Here is a 22,481-nt window from a genome sequence, read left to right on the forward strand (position 1 = left end):
CGATGTTTCTTTCGAGCAAAGTTCTTCTGATTCTAAGTGGCCAGATAGAGTTGTTGTTGGTTATGTAAAAGGTTATGACTCTATATGGTATAGCCAACCAGATACAACTAATAAAATGGTTTCAGAAGCTATGGATCATGGCTATAATGTATTAGCTTATGCTTTTGCTGGTCAATCTAAAGATGGTAATGTTTTCTTTACTAGCTGGACTAATGAACAAATTAGAGATCTACCTAACCAAATAAAAACCATTCATGATAAATATGGTATCGCACTTCTATCAATTGGCGGTGCTGAAAATTACTTTGAACCAGACATGACAACTGATGCAAATGCAGAAAATACTGGTAAAGCAATGGGTAAATTCTTAGCTGACAATGGTTTTGATGGTTTAGATATAGACGTTGAACATCCGACTAATGGTGCTGAGAAAGATGAAAACTTCTTAAACTACATTGAAGCAACTAGAGCAGAGTTCAAATCTATAACAGGTAAAGACATGTTTTTAACTGCTGCTCCACAAGTTACTGGTTGGTATGGTACTGGTCCTTGGGCATCAGGTGAAGCTCATTTCGCGGAATCCACATATTCTCAAAACTTTATGGACAATGCTCACTTTAATGCTATTTTCGTACAGACATATAACCAATATGGTGGAGCAAACCTATGTGGATTTGTTGGAACTGACACTGGATTCCTATCTTGTGCATTTAAACTTCTAACAGAAGAAGGACAAAAAGATATGCCTGGTATATCTGGTGACTGGCATGTACCTGCTGAAACAAAGCTTGTTTTAGGTGTACCTGACTTTAAAGACCCTTCAGTAAGTGCTCAAGCTTACAAACAAGGGACTTGTTTAGCAGATGCTTCTTGCTCTGGAGCAGGTATATATGACCCAGCTGAATTTACAAAAGATGTAACAGCAGGAAGCTTATCTAGTTATAATCAATATGGGGGTTCTATGACTTGGATAATGAATTCAGATGCATATCAAAACTGGTCTTGGGTTGACGGTGTTAAAAACGCATCATATAATTAATTCAACCTAAAATTCTCAATTATTTTCTACAAAGGAATTCTCTGTTGTAAATTCTATTTTTTTAGCTCATACTTTGCTTTATATAAATAATCTACAAGGCAAAGTCGCTTAAAGAATTATTGTTTTATTATTGTAAATAAAGATTCTATCATTAAGAACTAGACTCAAAGCTGTTGATAAAACATTTTTTTCAACATCATGTCCAGCATCTCGCATATCTTGCCATGAGTAATTATGATCAACCCTAATTATATCCTGAGCTATAATTGGTCCCTCATCTAAATCATCTGTAACAAAATGACTAGTAGCACCTATTATTTTCACACCTCTTTCATAAGCTTGCTTGTATGGATTAGCCCCGATAAATGCTGGTAAAAATGAATGATGAATATTAAGTAACTTACCTTGAAACTGCTCAACAAAACCAGGAGACAATATTCTCATATACTTCGCAAGTACAATTACATCATAATCATATTTTTTTATGATATCTTGGACTTTTTTCTCATGCTCTTCTCGAGAAATCTCCTCATGAGAAACATATTCAAATGGTATATCAAACTTCTCAACCAAATTCTTAAGATTATCGTAGTTTGATATTACTGCGGTAATATTAGCATCTAGTTTTCCTTCCGCATGCTTTATGAGCAAATCCCCCAAGCAATGCATTTCTTTTGTAGCCAAGATAACTATATTTTTTTTAGAAGAATCTACTAGTTTAATCTCTGAATTAGCAGGCAAAGTACTCTCTAAATCAACCAACATTTGCTCAATGTTTACTTTTCCAGAAAACTCAGTACGCATAAAAAATTTATTATGCTGTTTATCAACGAATTCAGAGTTTCTCTCCACATTGAGATTATTTTCATAGATAATTTTTGAAACTTTATAAACCAAGCCTTTTTGGTCATCTGTCTCAATCAATAATCGATACTTTTGCATCATATATTTTAAAAGAAATTAATAATAACCATAAACTATAATACATAATTATTATTTTAGTTAGATTTTTAATTATTTTTTTGATTTATTTAGTTCCAAATATCTTGTCCCCAGCATCTCCAAGACCTGGAATTATATATTTTTTCTCATTTAGATGACTATCTATAGATGCTGTATACAACTCAACATCTGGATGAGCATTAGCTAATGCCTCTATACCTTCTGGAGCAGAAACTAGAGTAATTATTTTTATATCTTTTGACCCAGCTTTTTTTAATAATGTAACAGTTTCAATCATAGATCCTCCAGTTGCCAACATTGGATCTACGATTAGTGCCACTCTCTCATCAAGCTTGTCACAAAGTTTAGCAAAATAAGCTACCGGTTTAGCAGTATTTTCATCACGGTACATACCAACCATACTAACTTTTGCAGCAGGGACATGCTCAAACACCCCATCCATCATACCAAGCCCAGCACGGAGTATAGGTACAACAGTCAACTTCTTACCTTTGATTTGATCAACTTCGATATTTTCGCCTTGCCAGCCTAGAATTTCTGTTTTTTCAAGTTCAAACCCTGCTGTGACTTCATAAGTTAATAAGCTTGTTATTTCCTTAGTTAATCTTCTAAACTCTTGTGTACTTATTGCTAATGCGCGCATAAGACCAAGCTTGTGTTTAACCATAGGATGTTTGATTTCAACTACTTTCATAATTTTCTCGAGATAGACTAATTTGTTTAATTATAACAAAAGTTTATTAAATTAAGTGTTTTGAATTAGTTTATTACGATCATGAGGATAAATAACCTCCTTGCTGAATAATCAGGAGGTATATTAAATAGGAAAGAATATTATTTAGAAATTTTTAGACAAAAGATTATTACTGTTTTTCCCAAACACTACTATTTGATGGAGTATCTCCTTGAGTCCACCACTTAGCTTTGTATGTAGATCCTTGATAAGTTACTACTTGGCCACCGCTATATGCTTGACCTTGATTCCAAGCTTCACCGGAAACAAAAGGTTTTTTCCAAGCACCACCATCAGAAGGCTTGTTACCTTGAGTCCACCATTGCGCTTCATAACTTACACCATTATAAGTTACTTTATCGCCTTTATTATAGACTTTTGTAGCATCCCAAGTACCTGAAGCTGATGAGTTATCATTATCATTTCCTTGGTTTGTATCAGTATTACCTTGATCTGTGTTTCCTTGATCGTTACCCTGATCTGCGTCATCACCTTGATTATTATCTTGGTTATCAGTCTGACCAGAAACTGTACGCCATACACCCCACTGACCAGTTTGAGTAGGGTTCTCGCCTTGAGTCCACCATTGTGCCTCATATGTCACACCATTTACAACTACTCTATCACCCGTATTATAAACACTCTCAGCAGACCATGAGTTTGCTGTTTCGTCATCAGTATTTTGCTCTTGATTTTGATTTTCATCAGTGTTCTGATCATCAGTTTGATCTTGATTTTGATCTTCAGCTGGTTCTGCACCTACAGTTTCAAAAGTCAAACTATCTTCTCTAGATGTAGCAGATGTACTTGCAACAACTTCAACAGTGTATCTAGTACCTTTCTCTAAATTAGTTAGTACATAGTTTAGAGCAGTAATATTCTCAGCAATCACATTACCATTTACTATCACTTTATAACTAATAGAACCATCTAGTTCTGGTTTGTTCCAAGATACTGTAGCAGAATTTTCAGTAACATCTGTTACAGATACATTAATTGTGTCAGATGCATATACTTTAGCAACAGCATTTATCAATGATTTGTTAGGATCTGTAGAATCATTATCTGCTTGCCAGAACATAGTACCACCAAGATTTCTACTCTTAGTATACTTAGTCTTCTCACCTACAGACCAAACATCATCATAAGTTATAAATGATTTAGTTGATGAACTATATGCCCAAGGCTGCATTGCAACCTTACCATATTTGTTAAATACATCGACATTATGGCTAATATCATAGTACTTAAGATTAGCCAAACCACTAACAGGCTTAGCTGTACCACAACCAGTAACTGGATCATTTACAGGGTTAACTAAACATTTATAGTCAAATACACCTGCTTCGTAATCACCTATACCAGGTGCTGTAATAGTTTGGAAAAGACCTCCATCAACATCACTATCTACAGTCATCGATCTAGCATATAATGGCAAGCCAACAATTAATTTCTTAGCAGGTACACCTGCTGCAATATATGCATCTACTGCACCTTTAATTGACCAGCCTCCTTCTTTACCTATAGCTTGAACTAAGGTAACGCCATCTTTACCAATATCAGTAACATTATCTTGAGCATCAACAGGAGAAGCTCCAGCTGAGTATACTCTATTACTGTATGGAGTATTGCTAGGGAAGTCAGTTGATGCTTGGAAGTATGCAGGGAAACCTGTACCCCAACCACCTTGATAGTCATAACTCATAATATTGATTTCATCCATCAATTCACCAGTTTGCTTCCAGAAATCTGATACGCTATTTGGATTACTCGGATTTTCCATTGCCTCGATACGACTTCTAGCACCATTCACAGCTATAGCAAGGTAGTATTTCTTACCATCTGCTTTACCAGCCTTATCTAACTCTGTACGCAATACTTTGAAGAAAGCTAACATCTTCTTAGCTGGTGCCACATCATTACCATAATCTGACCACCACTCCCAGTCGATATCAATACCATTGAAACCAAGCTTACGCATAAGCTCAATTGATTGATCTGCAAAATTTTGCATACTTTGTGGATTTGAAGCTAACTGCTCAAACATCGGAGCAGTTGTGATTCCATTATTTGTCCAACCACCAAATGATAAAAATGATTTTAAATATGGATATTTTTTAGCTGCTCTAGCTGCTGCAGACAGACCCCATGAATCTGCTGAAGCATCTAATGTTTTGATATTACCAGTATTTTTATCAAACCCTATAAACGCATAAATTATAGTGTTTAACTTATCGTATTTGAAATCATACGGGTTATATTTACGACCCCAGACAGCCCATTGTGCATAATATGCAGCATTTGTATATCCTGGTGTTGGATCTTCACAAACATTATTTTCACATGGTCTTTGAATATCTAGATCTTTACCATCTACTTTTAGACTACTTACGATAGGAACTACTACTCCTGGTAATACAACTGCATTACCAGAGTCTGTACCCATAATGTCACATGACTGACTAAAGTTAAATGATGCAGTATCATCTTTTAATGTCATTTTTGTTACAAAATCACCATTGGCATTCTGAGTAGTATCAAAATTAACATTATCAACAGTTGTACCAAAACAATTACCCCAACCTGCTTTAGGTTTAAAGTTACTTGTAAATTCAACTGTTTTACCAGATGCTACATTATTAATACTTAAAACAATTTTATTATTATAGTCCTTAAATGGTGCTTTGAAATCATAAGTTTTGACATCATTTACTGGAGCTGCTTCAGCTACTGCAAAAGAACCAACACCCATCAAAGCGCATACCATTGAAACTAATTTTGTTTTGTTCATGAATTTCTCCTTATACAAAGATTAATAACCGTAAGCATATTGCTTACAAATTAATTTTATGCTTACAAAATAAAGCAAATCAAGCAAATTTTTTTTAAAAACCTGTTTATTATGATTTGCATAAATAAATATTAATTTTTCTTTAAAGACCCTGCTGAATTTTTATTGAGACACAATATAACATATAGCCAAAAATAAATAATTATCAAAAACTAATAGCTCACAGCAAAAACTAATAGCTAAATCTACAACAACATAATTAACTTTACAGTCGACACCTATAATATAGAGCAAATAACTTATTAATTTTTTAAACAGCTTTATTTCATTAAATCTACAACTTATGAGCTAGCAGAATATTTACCAAGCAAAAATAATATTCATTATTAATATAATTTGATATCAAATTGTTTTAAAAAGTATCTTTATTAGCTAATATTCTAAAGTCAAATATAATATAAACTCTATTTTTGAGAGGAGCTCAAATATGAATAATAATTTCTATGCTAATATTGAGAACAAAATACAAGAAATAAAAGAAGCTGGTACATACAAAAGCGAAAGAATAATAGCAACCCCACAAGAACCTGTCATCAATCTAGAAAATGGTGAAACACTAATTAACTTCTGTGCAAACAACTATCTTGGCTTTGCAAATAATCCAGAAATAGTTTCTTATGCAAAAAACCATATTGAAGAATGTGGTTATGGTATGGCATCAGTTAGGTTTATCTGTGGTACAAACTCTGTGCATAAGCAACTAGAAAAAGAACTAAGTGAGTTCTTTGAGTTTGAAGATACAATCCTATATCCATCATGTTTTGATGCCAATGCAGGGCTTTTTGAGACACTTCTTACAAAAGAAGATGCTATCATAAGTGATTCTCTTAATCATGCTAGTATTATTGATGGTGTTAGATTGTGCAAGGCGATGCGTTTTAGATATAACAATAATGATATGCAAGACCTTGAAGCAAAACTTATAGAAGCTGATCAAGCTGGAGCAAGATTTAAAATGATTGCTACAGATGGTGTCTTCTCAATGGATGGTATTATTGCTGATCTAAAATCGATCTGTGACTTAGCTGATAAATATAATGCTATTGTTATGGTTGATGATTCTCACGCTTCAGGGTTTGTTGGTAAAAATGGTAAAGGTTCAATTGAGCATTGTGATGTTATGGGTAGAGTTGATATCCTAACTGGTACTCTAGGCAAAGGATTAGGTGGAGCTTCAGGTGGATACATTTGCGCTAAAAAAGAAGCAGTAGATTTACTTAAAAACCTTTCTAGACCATATCTTTTCTCAAATGCTTTAGCACCTATAATAGCTAAAACATCTATTAAAGCTTTAGAGATAACTAAAAATTCAAATGAATTAAGAGAGCAATTACAGGCAAATCAACAGAGATTTAGATCAAAAATGACTGCCACAGGTTTTGATTTAATACCAGGAGAACACCCTATTATTCCTGTCATGATATACGATGAGAAAAAAGCAGCTGAATTTGCTGATAAGCTACTAGATTATGGTATATATGTAATCGCCTTTTCATATCCAGTGGTACCTAAGGGTAAAGCCAGAATTAGAACACAAATGTCTGCTGCTCATACTTTTGAGCAAATTGACAAAGCTGTTGATGGCTTTACAAAAGCTGCTAAAGAATTAGGTATTATATAGTTAATAGGAATCAAACTATGAGAGCACTTGCTAAATTAAAAAAAGAACCTGGTATTTGGATGATTGATGATGCTCCTATGCCAGAATATGGCTACAATGATGTTTTGATTAAAATTAAAAAAACAGCAATTTGTGGCACTGATTTACATATTTATAATTGGGATAAATGGTCTCAAGCTACCATACCTGTACCAATGATTACCGGACATGAGTTTGCTGGCGAAGTTGTAGCCAAGGGAAATGGTGTCACAAGTGTAGATGTTGGTGATAGAGTATCTGGTGAAGGTCATCTTGTATGTGGACAATGTCGTAATTGTAGAGCAGGTAAACGCCATCTTTGTAGAAAAACCATAGGAATAGGTGTAAATGTACAGGGAGCTTTTGCTGAATATTTAGTAATGCCAGCTGTCAATGTTTTTAAAATCCCTGATTCTATCAGTGATGATATAGCTAGTACATTCGATCCTATGGGTAATGCTATTCATACAGCACTTTCATTTAACCTAACAGGTGAGGATGTGCTTATAACTGGAGCTGGTCCTATTGGACTTATGGCAGTCAAGATAGCAAGATTCTGTGGTGCTCGTAGAATAGTTATCACGGATATTAATGAATATCGTCTACAGATGGCTAGAAACTTCGGAGCTACTGTTGCAGTAAATGTATCAGAATTTCAAAATCAACAACAATTAACCGCAAAAATGCGTAAAGTTATGTCAGAAATTGGCATGACAGAAGGGTTTGATGTAGGTCTAGAAATGTCTGGGATTAACTCAGCAATATCTATGATGCTTGATGTTATGAATCATGGTGGCAAACTGTCACTTTTGGGCATATCAGCTGGTGATATCTCTGTTGACTGGGGGGCTATATTGTTCAAAGGCCTTACTCTTAAAGGTATTTATGGCAGAGAAATGTTTGAAACATGGTATCTGATGACTAGTATGCTTCAAGCAGGCATGGATATGGAACCAATCATCACACACAGACTTCATATTGATGATTATCAAAAAGGATTTGAAATAATGAAAAGTGGTCAATGTGGTAAAGTGATATTGGATTGGAGTAGGTAAGTGGAAAATTCAAATCACACAAAGACAACTAAAGTTGATATACAGTGGATTTTTACACTTTTTGGTACTGCTATTGGAGCAGGACTATTATATCTTCCTGTTCAAGCTGGGCATAGTGGATTATGGGCTTTAGTAACAGTTCTTATTTTTGCGCTACCATTGACATATTATTCACATAAGAATATGGCGAATATAGTTTTATATACAGATAATGGTGGCATCACAGATGTTTTCACACATAATCTTGGTAAGTTATTTGGGCTAATTTGTGTAGTACTCTATTTTTTTGCTATATTTTTAAATATGCCGATGTACTCAATTGGTTTAAATAATGAACTAAGTAACTTCTTATTAAACTATCATATTGTTAACACAAATCTTTCGACTAATATATGGTTTAGCTTTAGTATTCTTGCTGGACTATTAGTTATTGTTTCTTTAGGGATCAATTTAATCCTTAAATTTATGCAACTAATAGTAATATTTCTAATAATATTAGTAATTACACTGTCACTATATATAATTCCATATTGGAACTTTGAGTTTATAACTGATAGTCATTTTGACACTATTGGTTATATTACTGGTGTATTAATGGTCTTGCCAATTTTGATATTATCGATGAATCATTCACCGGTTATTTCTAGTCTAGTAATATTCTATCGTGATTATGTAAAAGTAGAACGTTCGCAAGAGAAGTACAAAGTATATAAAATACTTCAGATTAATGCATTGATTCTTTTTATATTTGTACTATTATTCGTAACATCTTGCTTACTCAGCACTACAATACATGACCTTGATAGAGCGAATATAAATAACCTCTCAATAGTAACTCTAATACAAGAACAACATCCGGGGACATTACTAAACATTCTAGCTCCTATGATAGTTTTTACAGCTATTATAAGCTCATTTATCGGTTGCTATATTGGCTCTAAAGAAGCATTAAAATATTTATTCAAATACTTTTTTAGAAATATCTATAAGATCAATATCACAGATATAGTCATAAATAGAATTTGTGTCAGTCTAATATTTATAATCTTATGGATATGCACAATCTGCAACTTCAAAATACTTAATATTATAGGAATATTAGTCGCTCCTACCGTAGCTTTCTTATTGTATGTATTACCCGTGATAATAATCTACAAAAACATACAATACAAAAACTACAGACGTGTAGTACTTGATTGTATTTTATTTATAATGGGATTAGTGATAATATTTGGATATGTGATAGGCTTACTACTAAAATAGATAACTAGCTAATCTGCCAGTTAGCAAACTCTAAATCATCTTGTGTAGTGATCTTAATATTCTTCCTAGAACCTTCAACGACTATTGGGTTTATACCATACAGCTCCAAAGCCAATGCTTCGTCTGTTATTTTATCTATGAGATTATTTGTATAACAAAAATCAAATGCTGTTTCTAACTGCCCAAGTCTTGATAGTTGTGGAGTCTGTGCAAGCCAAATATCTTGTCGATCAATAGTCTTAGTTACAATCATCTTTATCGCTACCTTTTTAACCGTCTCAAATGCTCTAATAGCCAAGATACCAGCTTGAGTATGAGATTTTTGAGTTTGATTATAAAGAGCTATAACATCTTCTATATTTACACAAGGTCTAGCTGCATCATGTACAAATATCCAATCATCACTTTTACGATCATTGATAATTTTAAGTGAGTTATAAACGCTATGAAACCTTGTGGCTCCACCTATACAGGATTGTACTTTTGGATGATTATAATACTCAGAATTACTCCAGTAATTATCATCTTCACTAACAGCTACAATTACTTTATCAAAAAAGGGATCTTTGACAAACTTTTCTAAAGTATTATCAAGTATAGTCTTACCATTAATGAGTTTGTAATATTGCTTAGGAATATCTAATCCCATTCTTGAGCCTATCCCAGCAGCTGGAATTATTACATATTTATTTGACACTATAAAAAACCTCTCCTTGCTTTATGAAGCCCATATTTTCACGAGCCAAACTCTCAAGCACTTCGCTATTTTTACGCAATGAAACTACTTCGGAATACAGCTGCGCATTAGTCTGAGATTTATGCTTAATTTCTTTAGTTTGAGTAGCAATTGATTTTTTTAGCACATCATACTTTAACAAACCTGTGTTACTAAACCAAAGCTGATATTGTAACAAGATAATTAGTAATAAAACTGCTGAAATAAAAATATAAAAAAAAGAATTAGATTTAATATCCATGAAACTATTATTCTTCTACTTGCACTACAACTTTTTCAGTTTCACTTTCTTCAACAATAATCTCTTGGACTTCATTATCAGCTTCTTCTGAGCTAAATACAAATGCTTTGATACCAGGGTAAATAGCATTTTCCCCAAGCTCTTCTTCTATTCTAATTAGCTGGTTATATTTTGCTATACGATCAGCTCTTGATAATGAACCTGTTTTGATTTGTCCTGAGCATGTTGCTACTGCTAAATCAGCAATGATAGTATCAGAGGTTTCGCCTGAACGATGTGATACTACACATGTATAGCCTGCTTGACCAGCCATAGCCATTGCTTCGAAAGTCTCTGTTAGAGTACCGATCTGATTAAGCTTAATCAAAATTGAATTAGCGACGCCTTTTTCGATACCTTCAGCAAGGATTTTTGGATTAGTTACGAATAAATCATCCCCAACTAACTGGACTTTCTTACCTAATCTTTCAGTCATTAACTTCCAACCATTCCAATCTTGCTCAGCCATACCATCTTCGATAGATACAATTGGATATTTTTCAACCCACTTAGCAAAGTACTCTACCATCTCTTCAGAAGTTAGTGACTTGCCTTCAGATGCTAATTCATATTTACCATCTTTATAGTATTCACTACTAGCAGGATCTAATGCTATAAACACATGCTTACCAGGCTCATATCCAGCTTCTTTAACTGCTTTAAGAATTGCTTCAATAGCAGACTCATTTGATGGAAGATCTGGAGCATAACCACCCTCATCACCAACACCAGCTACACTATAACCATCAGCAATTAGAACTTTTTTAAGTGTATGGAAAACTTCAGATCCACATCTTAGAGCTTCTGAGAAAGTATCAAACCCTGCTGGAACGATCATGAACTCCTGCATATCCACATTATTATCAGCATGTGATCCACCATTGATCACATTCATCATTGGTACAGGCATTAAATATTCTTTAACATCCATCAGATAACGGTAGAAAGGCTTTCTCAAATGAGATGCTGCCGCTCTAGCTGTTGCTAATGAAACACCTAAAATAGCATTTGCACCAAGATTACCTTTATTCTCTGAACCATCAAGTTCTATCATAGTCTTGTCAATTAATCTTTGATCAAGAGCATCCAAACCTTTAACTGCTTGAGCAATTTTAGTATTAACATTCTCAACTGCTTTATAGACACTTTTACCCAAGAAAAGAGACTTATTACCATCTCTTAACTCTAATGCTTCTCTAATACCAGTAGAAGCTCCTGAAGGAACAGCAGCACGACCAAAAGCACCACTTTCTAAAATTACATCTACTTCAACAGTAGGATTACCACGTGAATCTAATATTTGTCTAGCAAAAACTTGCTTGATTTGTGATGACATAACTATAATCTCCTTTAGATAAATTAAGTCTTGTTATGAGTTTTAAAAACCTTATCAATTATAAGCTAGCGATGTATGCTTTGCAATTTAATATACTTAGATTATTTCTCCGAAACTATCTCTTGCGCTTCGCTAAAATTAAGACTCTCTGGTGTTGCTATCGTGAATGAAGAAGTATCAACTGCTGATTTTCTAACAAAAATTCTATACGTTGAGTACACACATAAAATAGCGCTAAGTATCGCTGTTATAATAAAAAATCCAAATGGACCAAATACTGACATAACACTGGATATTATAACAGGACTAACAACTGATCCTATTCCATAAGCAATTGTCAAAACCCCTATAGCCCCAAGCACTTCATTTTCCTCTAAAAAGTCACTAGCGTGAGATATAGATAATGGATATATAACAAAAGCACAACCACCAAATACAAATATAACTACTCCAAATATCAAATAAGAAGTATGAAAAATAGCAATAAGCAATGATGCAATAAGTATACCTGCTCCAGCTAACAATATTACCTTTCTCCTATCGATAAGATCTGAGATTTTTCCGATAGGTACTTGTAATAACATTCCTCCAAGAATAGTTGTCATCATTAGCACAGATACCATATCATGTTGAATATTTACCCTGACCATAAATATTGGCAATAAAGTATATATAGAACCTAAAAGAGATCCACCTATCACACTAGCTGCCATTGCAAGAGGCACCTTTTTAATAATCCTTAACGGTGAACAAACCCCCTCAGAATGTGGTACTGGAGCTACTGTTTTTGTAAATGCCATCAAAACAATTGCAACACTACAAAGTGATGATATAAAACAATATGCCAGTAATCCATTGCTAAAATGAACATTAATCATTAACTGTGATAATGCTTGTGTTCCATAGTAAACAAATAGATATATCGAAAATACTAAGCCACGATTTTTTCTCTCTGCAGATAAGATACACCAACTTTCTATGACAATAAATAATGCGGCAAGAGAGTACCCACAGACAAATCTAAAGAAGACCCAAACCGGTACACTTTTGTTGACACCTACTATCAAAGTACTAATTGCCATAAGAGATGCGAACAAAACAAAAGCTCGAATATATCCTACTCTGACTATAGTAAATTGCGAAAAATAAGATCCCGCTGTCATCCCAAAAAAATAGGCCGCTGATATTATACCTATCATTAAGTTAGAACGACCAAGACTATTTAGCTCTATTGATGAGTATGTTGTGAAATAACCATTACCAAATGATAATACACACATTGCAATTATAGGAGTAATAATAAGAAATAGAGTTTGTCTAACAGTCACTGTTCTACCCTCCATAAGATATATAATCAATACTGCAAATTATATAGAAATGGACCAAGTAAGTTAAGCTAATTATAGGAAAGTTTTTTAAGAGCTTTTTTATATGTCTTTTTTTAGCTTTAGCCAGTTTATATATCCATATATTGCATTAAATAAATATATCAACCACATTGCCAAAAATGCAATACCATCACTTGAACCAGAAAAGTACTGTTGTAGCCATATAACTGTTGAAAGTGTATTAATAACTATCCACAATACCCATTGTTCAATATATGCTTTAACCATCAAGATAATCGCCACAACAGATACTACCCCGGTTAATGAGTCGGCAACTAAACCTATTTGTTGATGAAAGTATCCTTTTAAAATAAAAAAACCATACAAAAATGCAGCAATCACAATTCCACTAATAAGATAAATTCTATATTTGTTAGATAGCGTTTTTGTAATAATATCACTATTCTCTGTTATATTCTGTGGCTTAGTCCAGGTATATAAACCATAAAATTGCATCGGAAAAAAGAAAAATGCAAAAAGCAGAAACTGTCCATAAATACCCTGAGTATAACAAATATATGCATAAGTAAGATTATTTACAAAGGCAAAAAAATAGTTAAGAATTTTTCCTTTAGCAACTAACAACAGATTTAGCATTCCTGTGACTGTAGCTATAACTGTGAGCACTAAATAATCATCTGTAGTCAAAATACTTATGACAGCTAGAATACTCACAGAAGCTATAAGCCAAACTATCTCAAAAATATTCCAATCATTAAAAATTTGCGTCAAACTTATATTTCTAAAGCCTTTAAAATAAGCAGACAATTGAGAAAAAAACTCACTTAGAACACGAGTCATATTAATATAATCCTAATTAGATTAACCAGCAACTAACTCCATAGCACCATAAATTCCTGCTTGATCCCCGAGCTTTGCAAGTTTAAATTGACACTCTGCATAAATATCAGCAAATGAATTTCTCATAGCAGCTCTTTTGATTTGTGGTAAATATTGTTCACCAATAGCTTCCATAACACCTCCTCCTAATATCACCATCGAAGGATTTATCATATTTAAAGCGCTACCTAATCCAGTACCTAAATACTCCATAGCCTCACTAAGTATATCCTTAGCTATCTCATCATTTGTTTCAAGTGCTTTTTTGATATGACTACTCTTTAGCTTACCATCATTTTCAGTTACTAATTCAATTAGTGTACTTTTAACTTTCTTTTTAGCTAAATTTTCAATTTTCTTTTCTATACCTACTTTACCAGCATATGCTTCTAAACAACCTTGAGACCCACATCCAGGACAGTAAGCCCCACCTTGTTTTATGATTGTATGTCCTAGCTCAGCCGCTAAGCCGCTATTACCACCATAGAGTTTGCCATTTAGAACTAATCCACCACCAATACCAGTACCTACAAAAGCCCCAACTATATCATCATGGCCAATACCAGCTCCATATTTCGCTTCACCTAAAACACCAACGTTAACATCATTATCTATCTCAGATTTAACTTTGTATTTATCTTCAACGACTTCTTTGAGATTAACACCATTAAGGTTTATGTTAACACTTCGACGTACAACTGATGTTCTTTTATCTATAAGCCCTGCTACACCAATGCCTATACCCTCAAGCTTCTTATCCGAAGGAATTTCTGAGATTAGTTTATCAATAACTTTAAATAGCTGCCCTATGACGATATCAGTTTTTTCTTTTGCTTTTGATTTAACTTTTGCAGTAGTTATTAACTTTTTATTTTCATCAAATAATCCAGCGGCCATATTTGAACCGCCAATATCTACACCTATAAACATTACCAATTTCCTTCTAATCTATTAACTGCTATATCCATAGCACCATAAACACCTGAGTTGTCGCCTAATGTTGCGATCTTCAATTCACATGCCTCTAACATTGTCTTAAAAGCATACTTTGAACATGAATTATAAATAGTATTCAAATATTCATGTCCAATAGCTTCCATAACACCACCACCCAACAATACCAATGATGGATTCAAAAGATTTATATAATTAGCTATAGCAATACCCAAATTTGTCATTGCCAGATTGACAATATCTTCTGCCACAGAATCTTTAGCATCTAGTGCTTTTTTCAAATACGATCCCTTAAGCTTATTGTTATTTTCTAAAACCAAATCTATAAGTAAGCTTTTAACACCTTTTTTATGCAGGTTTAGAATCCTATTTTCCATACCTACTTTACCAGCATAAGTCTCAACACAACCCTGTGAACCACAACTTTGACAATAAGCTCCTTGAGTATTGATACTAACATGTCCTACAGCTCCGGCACCTCCGGTAACTCCATATAAAAACTGATTATTTATAACTAGACCACCGCCAATCCCTGTGCCTGCAAATATACCAACGATATTTTCATGACCTTGCCCAACTCCGTATTTCCATTCACCAATAACACCTACATTGACATCATTTTCAATAAATACCGGTACATTACCAAATTTTTGACTAACTTCTTTAGCTATGTTTATACCATTGAGGTTAATATTCGCACTAAAATTTAAAATACCATTTTTTGAATCTACAAATCCAGCTATACCAATACCTATAGCCTTAATTTTGTCTCTTGTTGAGTCATCAAGTAACTTGTTAATAACTTTAAAAATTTGACCCAAAATTGTATCAGAGTCACTCTTGCCTTTTGATTTTACCTTGGCTGTCTTAAGTAGATTCTTATGTTCATCAAAAATTCCTGCTGAAATATTACTACCACCAATATCTAAACCTATAAACATGATTAAACCTTTTCAAAAACAGCTATTGATTCCACATGCATTGTATGAGGGAACATATCCATAACACCTGCACTAACTAGTTTATAACCTTTATGATTTACTAAAATGCCAGCATCTCTTGCCAAAGTAGCAGTATCACACGATACATAAACAATACGCTCAACATCAAATTTTTCAATATTGCTACAAACTTCTTGAGCCCCAGCTCTTGGCGGATCCAAAAGCATTTTGTTATATTCAAAATTATTAAACCATTCTTTATCTTCAAAGCTTTCAAAAAGGTTAGCCGCATAAAACTTAACATTGCTAATATTATTATTAGCAGCTGTTTCTTTAGCTCTGCCAACCATTGTCTGCTCTCCCTCTACACCAATTACAGTTTTTGCATACTGAGAAATTGGCAACGTAAAGTTTCCTAAACCACAAAACAAATCGATAATAGAATCATTTTCTGATATTTCTAAAAGATCAATAGCTCTTTTAATCATTTTTTTATTAATGTCATTATTAACTTGAGTAAAATCATTGGGTTCAAACCCAATATTTATCCCAGCAACTGGCTGATAACTTAACTTTTTAGGCTCAACATCTTCTTGTGGATATAGTCTAAAGATAGTATCAGGACCTTTTGATTGCAGATATATCCAATAACCATTTTCCAAACCAAAAGCTTTTAGCTTTTCAAGATCTTCATTTACAAACGGCTCAAGGTGGCGCACGATAAGTGCTGGTCTAGTATCATCAATTGCAATCTCTAATTGAGCTATGTGCTGATATATAGAGAGTGTCTCTATAAAAGAGGCAATTTGTGTTAGTTTCTCACCTACTAATGGATTTAATACTTTGCAGCTATCTATATCTGCTAAAAATCTGCCATTACGTTCTCTGAATCCTACTAGAATTTTTTCTTTTTTATTAACATATCTAACACCTAAACGTGCTTTATTACGATATCCTTCGGTTTTAGTCGTACGTAATGGTTCTAGAATATTCTGAGGTTCGACTCCTTGACCAATATACTTAAGTTGATTAAGTAAGGTTTGTTGCTTATGTTCAATCTGTGCATCTGTAGACATATGTTGCAAGCTACAACCTCCACAGATTTCAAAATATTCGCAAGGTGGATTAACTCTATTAGGTGATTTTTTAATATATTCAACTACTTTTGCTTCATCAAACTTAGCCTTTGTAAATGTATACTCAAATTTGACTACTTCTCCAGGTAATGTAAATGGAATAAAAGTCGTTTTACCATTAACTTTTGCTATTCCTCTACCATCATGACTAAGTGCTATAATTTCAGCTTCAAAAATACCCTCTTGAGGTTTCTTATGTCTTCTAGATCTTCCCATAAAAAATTCTAACAAAATATATTACGACAATTGTATTTAATTAAATTTATAAATACAACCAAAGGATTTACTTCAGATTCATTGCTTTATCATCATATGCAGCAATATGTCCTGGAGCAAATTTATATACTCCAGCTTTTGAATGAGAAAAAATCATATCAATTTTACCACTATTTGATAATCCTGATATTTTCTGAGGATAAATAGCAAACTCAACTTTACCTAAAGATGATGATAGGAGCTTTATTTGTCCAGTAGTCGGCTTAGTATCTAAAGGCTTAGTTGGACCATATGCTCCACCAATATTTGCATAGACATCATACTTAATCCCTTCCTGTAGTTTTTCAGGTACAAATATAAACATATTAGAACCCTTCATAGTTTCTGCACCAAATCCAGCTGCAAACCATCCACTACCATCTTTTTGCCAGTTACTATTCTTGCTAATATCTACACTTAAAACTGCACAAATATGATCTTCATATTGTACATATTCAAAAGCCATATCTCTCATATTAATAGTTTGATATTTCAAGTCAGCTGGACATACCGAAGTATCTGTATCATCTGCATAAGACAATGAACAAACACTCAAAGATAAAAATAACGAACTTAATAATACTTTCTTCATAACATCTCCTAACAAAGGTTCTAGAGAGATTTTAACATATAAAAGTAGAATATTCTTAAAGATAAATTATATTATTAGATATAAAAAAAGCGACTAGTGTCGCTTTTTGAATCGTGGTGGGTGCTGAGGGGTTCGAACCCCCGACCCTCGCCTTGTAAGGGCGATGCTCTCCCAGCTGAGCTAAGCACCCGATAAATCAGAATTATACAGCTTTGTGAAAACAAGTCAAGCTTTTTATAAAACTTTTATTAACCTTCTATTTCATTTCTTAAAATTTGGTCCGGGGTAATTTCAGATTCCGCTATTTCTCTTAAGGCTACTACTGTAGCCTTTTCTTTTTTCTCATTATCTGCAGACTCTGAATAGCCTTTCTTAAGTATATTATTTGCTCTCATAGAAGCCAAAACTACTAAATCAAATCTTGTTTCTACCTTATCAAGGCAATCTTCAACTGTTACTCTAGCCATTTTTTACTCCATTTTTCTTCAATAATTGTTTTACTTTATTATATATTATATCAATCACAGTTTTATTTTGTGCTCCATCAGGAACTATAATATCAGCTTTTCTCTTTGATGGCTCAATAAACTTAATATGCATTGGTCTTACTGTTTCTAGGTACTGATTTATAACACTTTCAACACTACGACCTCTTTCATTTTGGTCACGCATAAGTCTTCTGATGAAGCACAGGTCTGATGGCGTATCCATATATACCTTAAAATCCATCATCTTTAATAACTTACGATCATTAAACAACATGATTCCTTCAAGGATAATTACACTTACTCCACCAGTAATTTTTTCGGATTTCTCTTTTATTCTTGAATGAGTGGTATAGTCATAATGAGGTATATAAATATCATTACCTTCAATCAAATCTGCTAAGTCTTTTCTCAATAACTTATGATCAAAAGCATCTGGATGATCATAATTGATTTTATTAGCTTCTTCAAAACCAACCATCTCTCCCCAGTTTTTATAATATCTATCTTCAGAAATTACTGCAATTTTGTTTAAATGTTTTGATTTTAATTTTTTGATAATCTCATTTGAAAATAAAGTCTTACCAGAGCCTGATCCTCCAACAATACCTATTATAAAAACATCGCCTTTACCAGCCATTACTTATACCTTACAACTCTATTTTTGGTTGACTCTTAACTAAATGATCTAGTTCTTTTAGTAAACTTAAAAACTCTTTTATTTTATACATTGGAAAAGAATTAGGACCATCACTTAAAGCTTCTGCTGGCTTTGGATGAGTCTCCATAAAAAGACCATCAATACCAACTGCCATAGCCGCCTTTGATAAAACAGGTACAAATTCTCTTTGACCACCTGATGAGCTACCTTGACCACCTGGTAATTGCACTGAATGAGTAGCATCAAATACTACGGGACAGCCGGTAGATTTCATTATCTCAAGAGAGCGCATATCTGAAACCAGATTATTATAACCAAAGCTCACGCCTCTCTCACAAACCATGATTTGCTCATTTCCAGTAGATTTTGCCTTAGCAACCACATGTTGCATATCCCAAGGTGCTAAGAATTGACCTTTTTTAATATTTACAGGTTTACCTTGTTTACATACATCTAATATAAAATTTGTCTGACGACATAAAAAAGCGGGAGTCTGCATCACGTCAACAACCTCTGCAACCTCAGCAAACGGAGTATCTTCATGTACATCTGTAACAACTGGGACGTTGTATGTTTTTTTAACTTTAGCTAAAATCTCAAGTCCTTTGTCAACTCCAAGACCTCTAAAGCTATTAATAGAAGAACGATTTGCTTTATCAAAAGACGATTTATAAACAAAATTGATACCTAAATCTTTTGTAACTTCTGCCAAGTATCCAGCAGTATCCATAGCCATTTGCTCTGACTCAATTACACATGGTCCAGACATTAAGAAAAATGGCTTACCATTTCCTACTTCAAAATTAGCAATTTTCATAAAAATACTTCTACTTTAAATAAGTTAATTACGATTAAATATTATACAGAAAAAGATGAACCACAACCACAAGTAGTTTTGGCATTTGGATTTCTTATTACAAAATAGGCACCTTCAACATCATCCTTGTAGTCAACATCAGCTCCAACTAAATATTGAAAGCTCATAGAATCAACCAAAAGACGAACACCATTTTTTGTAATAACCATATCATCTTCTTTTATCTCATTATCAAATGCAAAAGCATACTGAAACCCTGAGCATCCACCGCCTGTTATATAGACTCTAAGGCTAAGAGAATTATCACCTTCTTCTTCAATTAGTTCCTTAACCTTTAAAGATGCTGACTCTGTAAAGTTGATTGGATCAACACTTTGAACTACTTCACTCATAATAATTACCTCGCAACAAGAGAAAGTTTAACTCTACCACCTCTATCAATATTTTGAACCAAAACTTCCAAGCCCTGACCCTCTACTAATGAATTAGTTTTCATCCCAGCTTGTTCAATTTCAGAGAATGGTAAATATCCATCTTGGCTCCCAAGAAGATTAACAAATGCTCCAGAATCTAAAAGCTTAACAATTTTACCTTTATAAATTTGTCCTTCTTCAACCTCTGCAACAATCTCTTCAACCATAGATTTAGCCAAATCTAAGGATCTTTTATCTTTAGCAAAAATCTTAACTTCACCTGAGTCACTAGTGTCTATCTGCGCACCTGTTTTTTCTACAATGCCTTTTACTACAGAACCACCACGACCAACAACATCTTTTATTTTAGCAGGATTTACATTCATAATATGAATTTGTGGAGCAACGTCAGAAACAGATTCTTTATGCTCTCTAATAACTTCATTCATAATTCCTAGTATATGTAGTCTACCAGTTCTTGCTTGTTCAAGAGCTTGCTCAAGAATTTCTCTAGATATCCCTTTAATTTTGATATCCATTTGAAGAGCTGTAACACCATATCTAGTACCAGCAACTTTAAAATCCATATCACCTAAGTGATCTTCATCACCTAAAATATCGGATAGTACAGCGTATTTAGCACCATCTTTGATAAGCCCCATAGCAATACCTGCTACAGGCTCAGCTATAGGCACACCCGCATCCATCATAGATAATGACGAGCCACAAACAGTTGCCATAGAACTAGAACCATTTGACTCTAATATCTCAGATACTATTCTAACCACATATGGATATGCCTCTTCATTAGGAAAAACTGCTTGAGTAGCACGCTTAGCTAAATTTGCATGACCGATTTCACGGCGCTTCGGAGCCATACCTACCATACCACACTCGCCTACAGAATATGGAGGAAAATTATAGTGAAGCATATAACGCGATTTTTCAATCCCGTCTAAAGATTCAACAAGTTGTGCATCTCTATCACTTCCGAGAGTTGTAACCACTAGAGCTTGTGTTTCACCTCTTGTAAATAGAGCTGAACCATGCACTCCAGGTAGCACTCCTATTTTAACATTTATTGGTCTAATAGTTTCTGTGCATCTACCATCGATTCTTGGCTTGCCTTCTAAGATATTTGATCTAACAAGATCTTTTTCTATATCATGAAAAGCTTCTAGAATTTCTTTTTCAGCATACTCATTCCCATCGACATCACTTGTAAATATATGCTCTAAAACATTTTTTCTCAGTTCGTTAAGCTTAATATTTCTTTCTTGCTTAGATGGTATTGTATAAGCATTTTTAATCTCGCCAAAGAAATGTGATTTAATTTGAGACTTTAATAACTTATTAATTTGATAAATTGTATATTCTATACGTGGTTTAGATGATACTTTAGCCAGTTTACCAATAGAATTGATAATAGTCTTAAGATGCTTATGCGCATATAAAATACCGCCAAGCATTACAGATTCTGGTAAGCTATTAGCCTCTGACTCAACCATTAGTATCGCATCATCCGTACCAGAAACGACTAAGTCTAAATCAGACTCTTTTAGTTCCTCTTTGTTAGGATTAAGAATATACTTACCATTAGTATAACCGACTCTTACACCTGCAATTATATCATCATAAGGAGCCCCTGATATTGCTAAAGAAGCAGATGCTCCTATCAAAGCCAACATATCCGGAGAAAACGATCCATCATAAGATAAGACTGTAGCTACAATCTGAATCTCATTAAAAAATCCATCAGGAAATGATGGTCTTATAGATCTATCTATTAATCTAGAAATAAGAATTTGCTCTTCAGATGGTCTTCCTTCTCTTCTTAAGAAACCTCCAGGTATCTTACCAGCAGCATATGTTTTTTCTAAATAGTGTACTGACAATGGAAAGAAATCAGCGCCTGCTGCTACTGATTTTTTGACTACTGTAGTCACCAACACAACATTATTACCACAACTTACAGTCACAGACCCATCTGCTTGACGAGCCATTCCACCTGTTTCTAGAACTATTTCTTTGTTACCTAGTTCAAAGACTTCTCTAAATATTTTCACAGTTTAACCTTATATAATTATTTGATTGAATGACGTAA

21 protein-coding genes and 1 tRNA gene are annotated in these 22,481 nt (G+C 33.7%); 4 read left to right on the forward strand and 18 right to left on the reverse strand.

The annotated features are described in order from the left end of the window. On the forward strand, positions 1-1,039 hold a 1,039-nt coding region (locus tag FTPG_RS08780; protein WP_244855707.1), incomplete at its 5' end, for a glycoside hydrolase family 18 protein. Positions 1,040-1,147: 108 nt separating this feature from the next. On the opposite strand, the gene purU is transcribed toward FTPG_RS08780, so the two are convergent. The 3 genes from purU to FTPG_RS08795 all read right to left on the reverse strand — a co-directional run bounded on the left by purU (position 1,148) and on the right by FTPG_RS08795 (position 5,526). Further along, positions 1,148-1,981: a formyltetrahydrofolate deformylase gene (gene purU, locus FTPG_RS08785; protein WP_004288106.1), complete on the reverse strand. Its 834-nt coding sequence runs from the start codon at positions 1,979-1,981 to the stop codon at positions 1,148-1,150. A gap of 85 nt (positions 1,982-2,066) precedes the next feature. Beyond that, positions 2,067-2,696: a uracil phosphoribosyltransferase gene (upp, locus tag FTPG_RS08790; protein ID WP_004288108.1), complete on the reverse strand. Its 630-nt coding sequence runs from the start codon at positions 2,694-2,696 to the stop codon at positions 2,067-2,069. Positions 2,697-2,865: 169 nt separating this feature from the next. Beyond that, positions 2,866-5,526 carry a glycosyl hydrolase family 18 protein gene (locus tag FTPG_RS08795; protein ID WP_035722671.1) on the reverse strand — a complete coding sequence of 887 codons (2,661 nt, stop codon included), beginning with the start codon at positions 5,524-5,526 and terminating at the stop codon, positions 2,866-2,868. A gap of 487 nt (positions 5,527-6,013) precedes the next feature. Between FTPG_RS08795 and FTPG_RS08800 the strand changes: the two genes are divergently transcribed. From FTPG_RS08800 to FTPG_RS08810, 3 genes are read left to right on the forward strand one after another with little or no spacing between them, the layout of a single operon-like run. Next, positions 6,014-7,207 carry a glycine C-acetyltransferase gene (locus FTPG_RS08800; protein ID WP_004288112.1) on the forward strand — a complete coding sequence of 398 codons (1,194 nt, stop codon included), beginning with the start codon at positions 6,014-6,016 and terminating at the stop codon, positions 7,205-7,207. Between the two features lie 17 nt (positions 7,208-7,224). Beyond that, the gene (gene tdh / locus FTPG_RS08805) at positions 7,225-8,280 is read left to right on the forward strand and encodes an L-threonine 3-dehydrogenase (RefSeq protein WP_004288113.1); all 1,056 of its coding nucleotides are present in this window, start codon (positions 7,225-7,227) and stop codon (positions 8,278-8,280) included. After that, positions 8,281-9,543: an amino acid permease gene (locus FTPG_RS08810; RefSeq protein ID WP_004288115.1), complete on the forward strand. Its 1,263-nt coding sequence runs from the start codon at positions 8,281-8,283 to the stop codon at positions 9,541-9,543. It abuts the gene before it with no gap. A gap of 4 nt (positions 9,544-9,547) precedes the next feature. Here FTPG_RS08810 and ispD read toward each other — a convergent pair whose 3' ends face one another. The 15 genes from ispD to pnp form a co-directional block, all read right to left on the reverse strand. Further along, complete coding sequence (gene ispD / locus FTPG_RS08815) at positions 9,548-10,240, reverse strand: 2-C-methyl-D-erythritol 4-phosphate cytidylyltransferase (protein ID WP_004288116.1); 693 nt, start codon at positions 10,238-10,240, stop codon at positions 9,548-9,550. Next, entirely contained in the window at positions 10,230-10,520 is a 291-nt protein-coding gene (locus FTPG_RS08820; RefSeq protein WP_004288117.1) for an FtsB family cell division protein, read from the reverse strand. The genes ispD and FTPG_RS08820 overlap by 11 nt, the downstream gene beginning before the upstream one ends. Positions 10,521-10,527: 7 nt before the next feature. Next, the gene (gene eno / locus FTPG_RS08825; protein WP_004288118.1) at positions 10,528-11,895 is read right to left on the reverse strand and encodes a phosphopyruvate hydratase; all 1,368 of its coding nucleotides are present in this window, start codon (positions 11,893-11,895) and stop codon (positions 10,528-10,530) included. Between the two features lie 101 nt (positions 11,896-11,996). Further along, entirely contained in the window at positions 11,997-13,238 is a 1,242-nt protein-coding gene (locus tag FTPG_RS08830) for an MFS transporter (RefSeq protein WP_004288119.1), read from the reverse strand. An 84-nt stretch (positions 13,239-13,322) separates the two neighbouring features. After that, positions 13,323-14,084 (reverse strand): nicotinamide riboside transporter PnuC, encoded by a 762-nt coding sequence (pnuC, locus tag FTPG_RS08835; RefSeq protein WP_004288120.1) that lies wholly within the window; start codon positions 14,082-14,084, stop codon positions 13,323-13,325. A gap of 21 nt (positions 14,085-14,105) precedes the next feature. Further along, positions 14,106-15,053, reverse strand: a complete 948-nt coding sequence (locus tag FTPG_RS08840; RefSeq protein ID WP_004288121.1) for an ROK family protein — start codon at positions 15,051-15,053, stop codon at positions 14,106-14,108. Beyond that, positions 15,053-16,018: an ROK family protein gene (locus FTPG_RS08845; RefSeq protein WP_004288122.1), complete on the reverse strand. Its 966-nt coding sequence runs from the start codon at positions 16,016-16,018 to the stop codon at positions 15,053-15,055. Before FTPG_RS08845 ends, FTPG_RS08840 begins: the two co-directional genes overlap by 1 nt. A 2-nt stretch (positions 16,019-16,020) precedes the next feature. Continuing rightward, positions 16,021-17,370 carry a 23S rRNA (uracil(1939)-C(5))-methyltransferase RlmD gene (gene rlmD, locus FTPG_RS08850; protein WP_004288123.1) on the reverse strand — a complete coding sequence of 450 codons (1,350 nt, stop codon included), beginning with the start codon at positions 17,368-17,370 and terminating at the stop codon, positions 16,021-16,023. A 67-nt stretch (positions 17,371-17,437) separates the two neighbouring features. Then, positions 17,438-18,001, reverse strand: coding sequence for a hypothetical protein (locus tag FTPG_RS08855; RefSeq protein ID WP_004288124.1), 564 nt, complete (start codon positions 17,999-18,001; stop codon positions 17,438-17,440). Positions 18,002-18,115: 114 nt separating this feature from the next. Further along, positions 18,116-18,191: transfer RNA gene (locus tag FTPG_RS08860), tRNA-Val, on the reverse strand. Between the two features lie 58 nt (positions 18,192-18,249). Continuing rightward, positions 18,250-18,468 (reverse strand): DNA-directed RNA polymerase subunit omega, encoded by a 219-nt coding sequence (gene rpoZ, locus FTPG_RS08865; protein WP_004288125.1) that lies wholly within the window; start codon positions 18,466-18,468, stop codon positions 18,250-18,252. Beyond that, positions 18,461-19,126 carry a uridine kinase gene (udk, locus tag FTPG_RS08870; RefSeq protein WP_004288126.1) on the reverse strand — a complete coding sequence of 222 codons (666 nt, stop codon included), beginning with the start codon at positions 19,124-19,126 and terminating at the stop codon, positions 18,461-18,463. Before udk ends, rpoZ begins: the two co-directional genes overlap by 8 nt. A gap of 10 nt (positions 19,127-19,136) precedes the next feature. Then, positions 19,137-19,964, reverse strand: coding sequence for a 3-deoxy-8-phosphooctulonate synthase (gene kdsA, locus FTPG_RS08875; RefSeq protein ID WP_004288127.1), 828 nt, complete (start codon positions 19,962-19,964; stop codon positions 19,137-19,139). Positions 19,965-20,005: 41 nt separating this feature from the next. Further along, positions 20,006-20,356 (reverse strand): iron-sulfur cluster insertion protein ErpA, encoded by a 351-nt coding sequence (gene erpA / locus FTPG_RS08880; protein ID WP_004288128.1) that lies wholly within the window; start codon positions 20,354-20,356, stop codon positions 20,006-20,008. Positions 20,357-20,361: 5 nt separating this feature from the next. After that, complete coding sequence (gene pnp, locus FTPG_RS08885) at positions 20,362-22,443, reverse strand: polyribonucleotide nucleotidyltransferase (RefSeq protein ID WP_004288129.1); 2,082 nt, start codon at positions 22,441-22,443, stop codon at positions 20,362-20,364. Positions 22,444-22,481: the final 38 nt, after the last annotated feature.

The organism is Francisella philomiragia subsp. philomiragia ATCC 25015 (genome assembly GCF_000156715.1).
GTDB lineage: Bacteria > Pseudomonadota > Gammaproteobacteria > Francisellales > Francisellaceae > Francisella > Francisella philomiragia.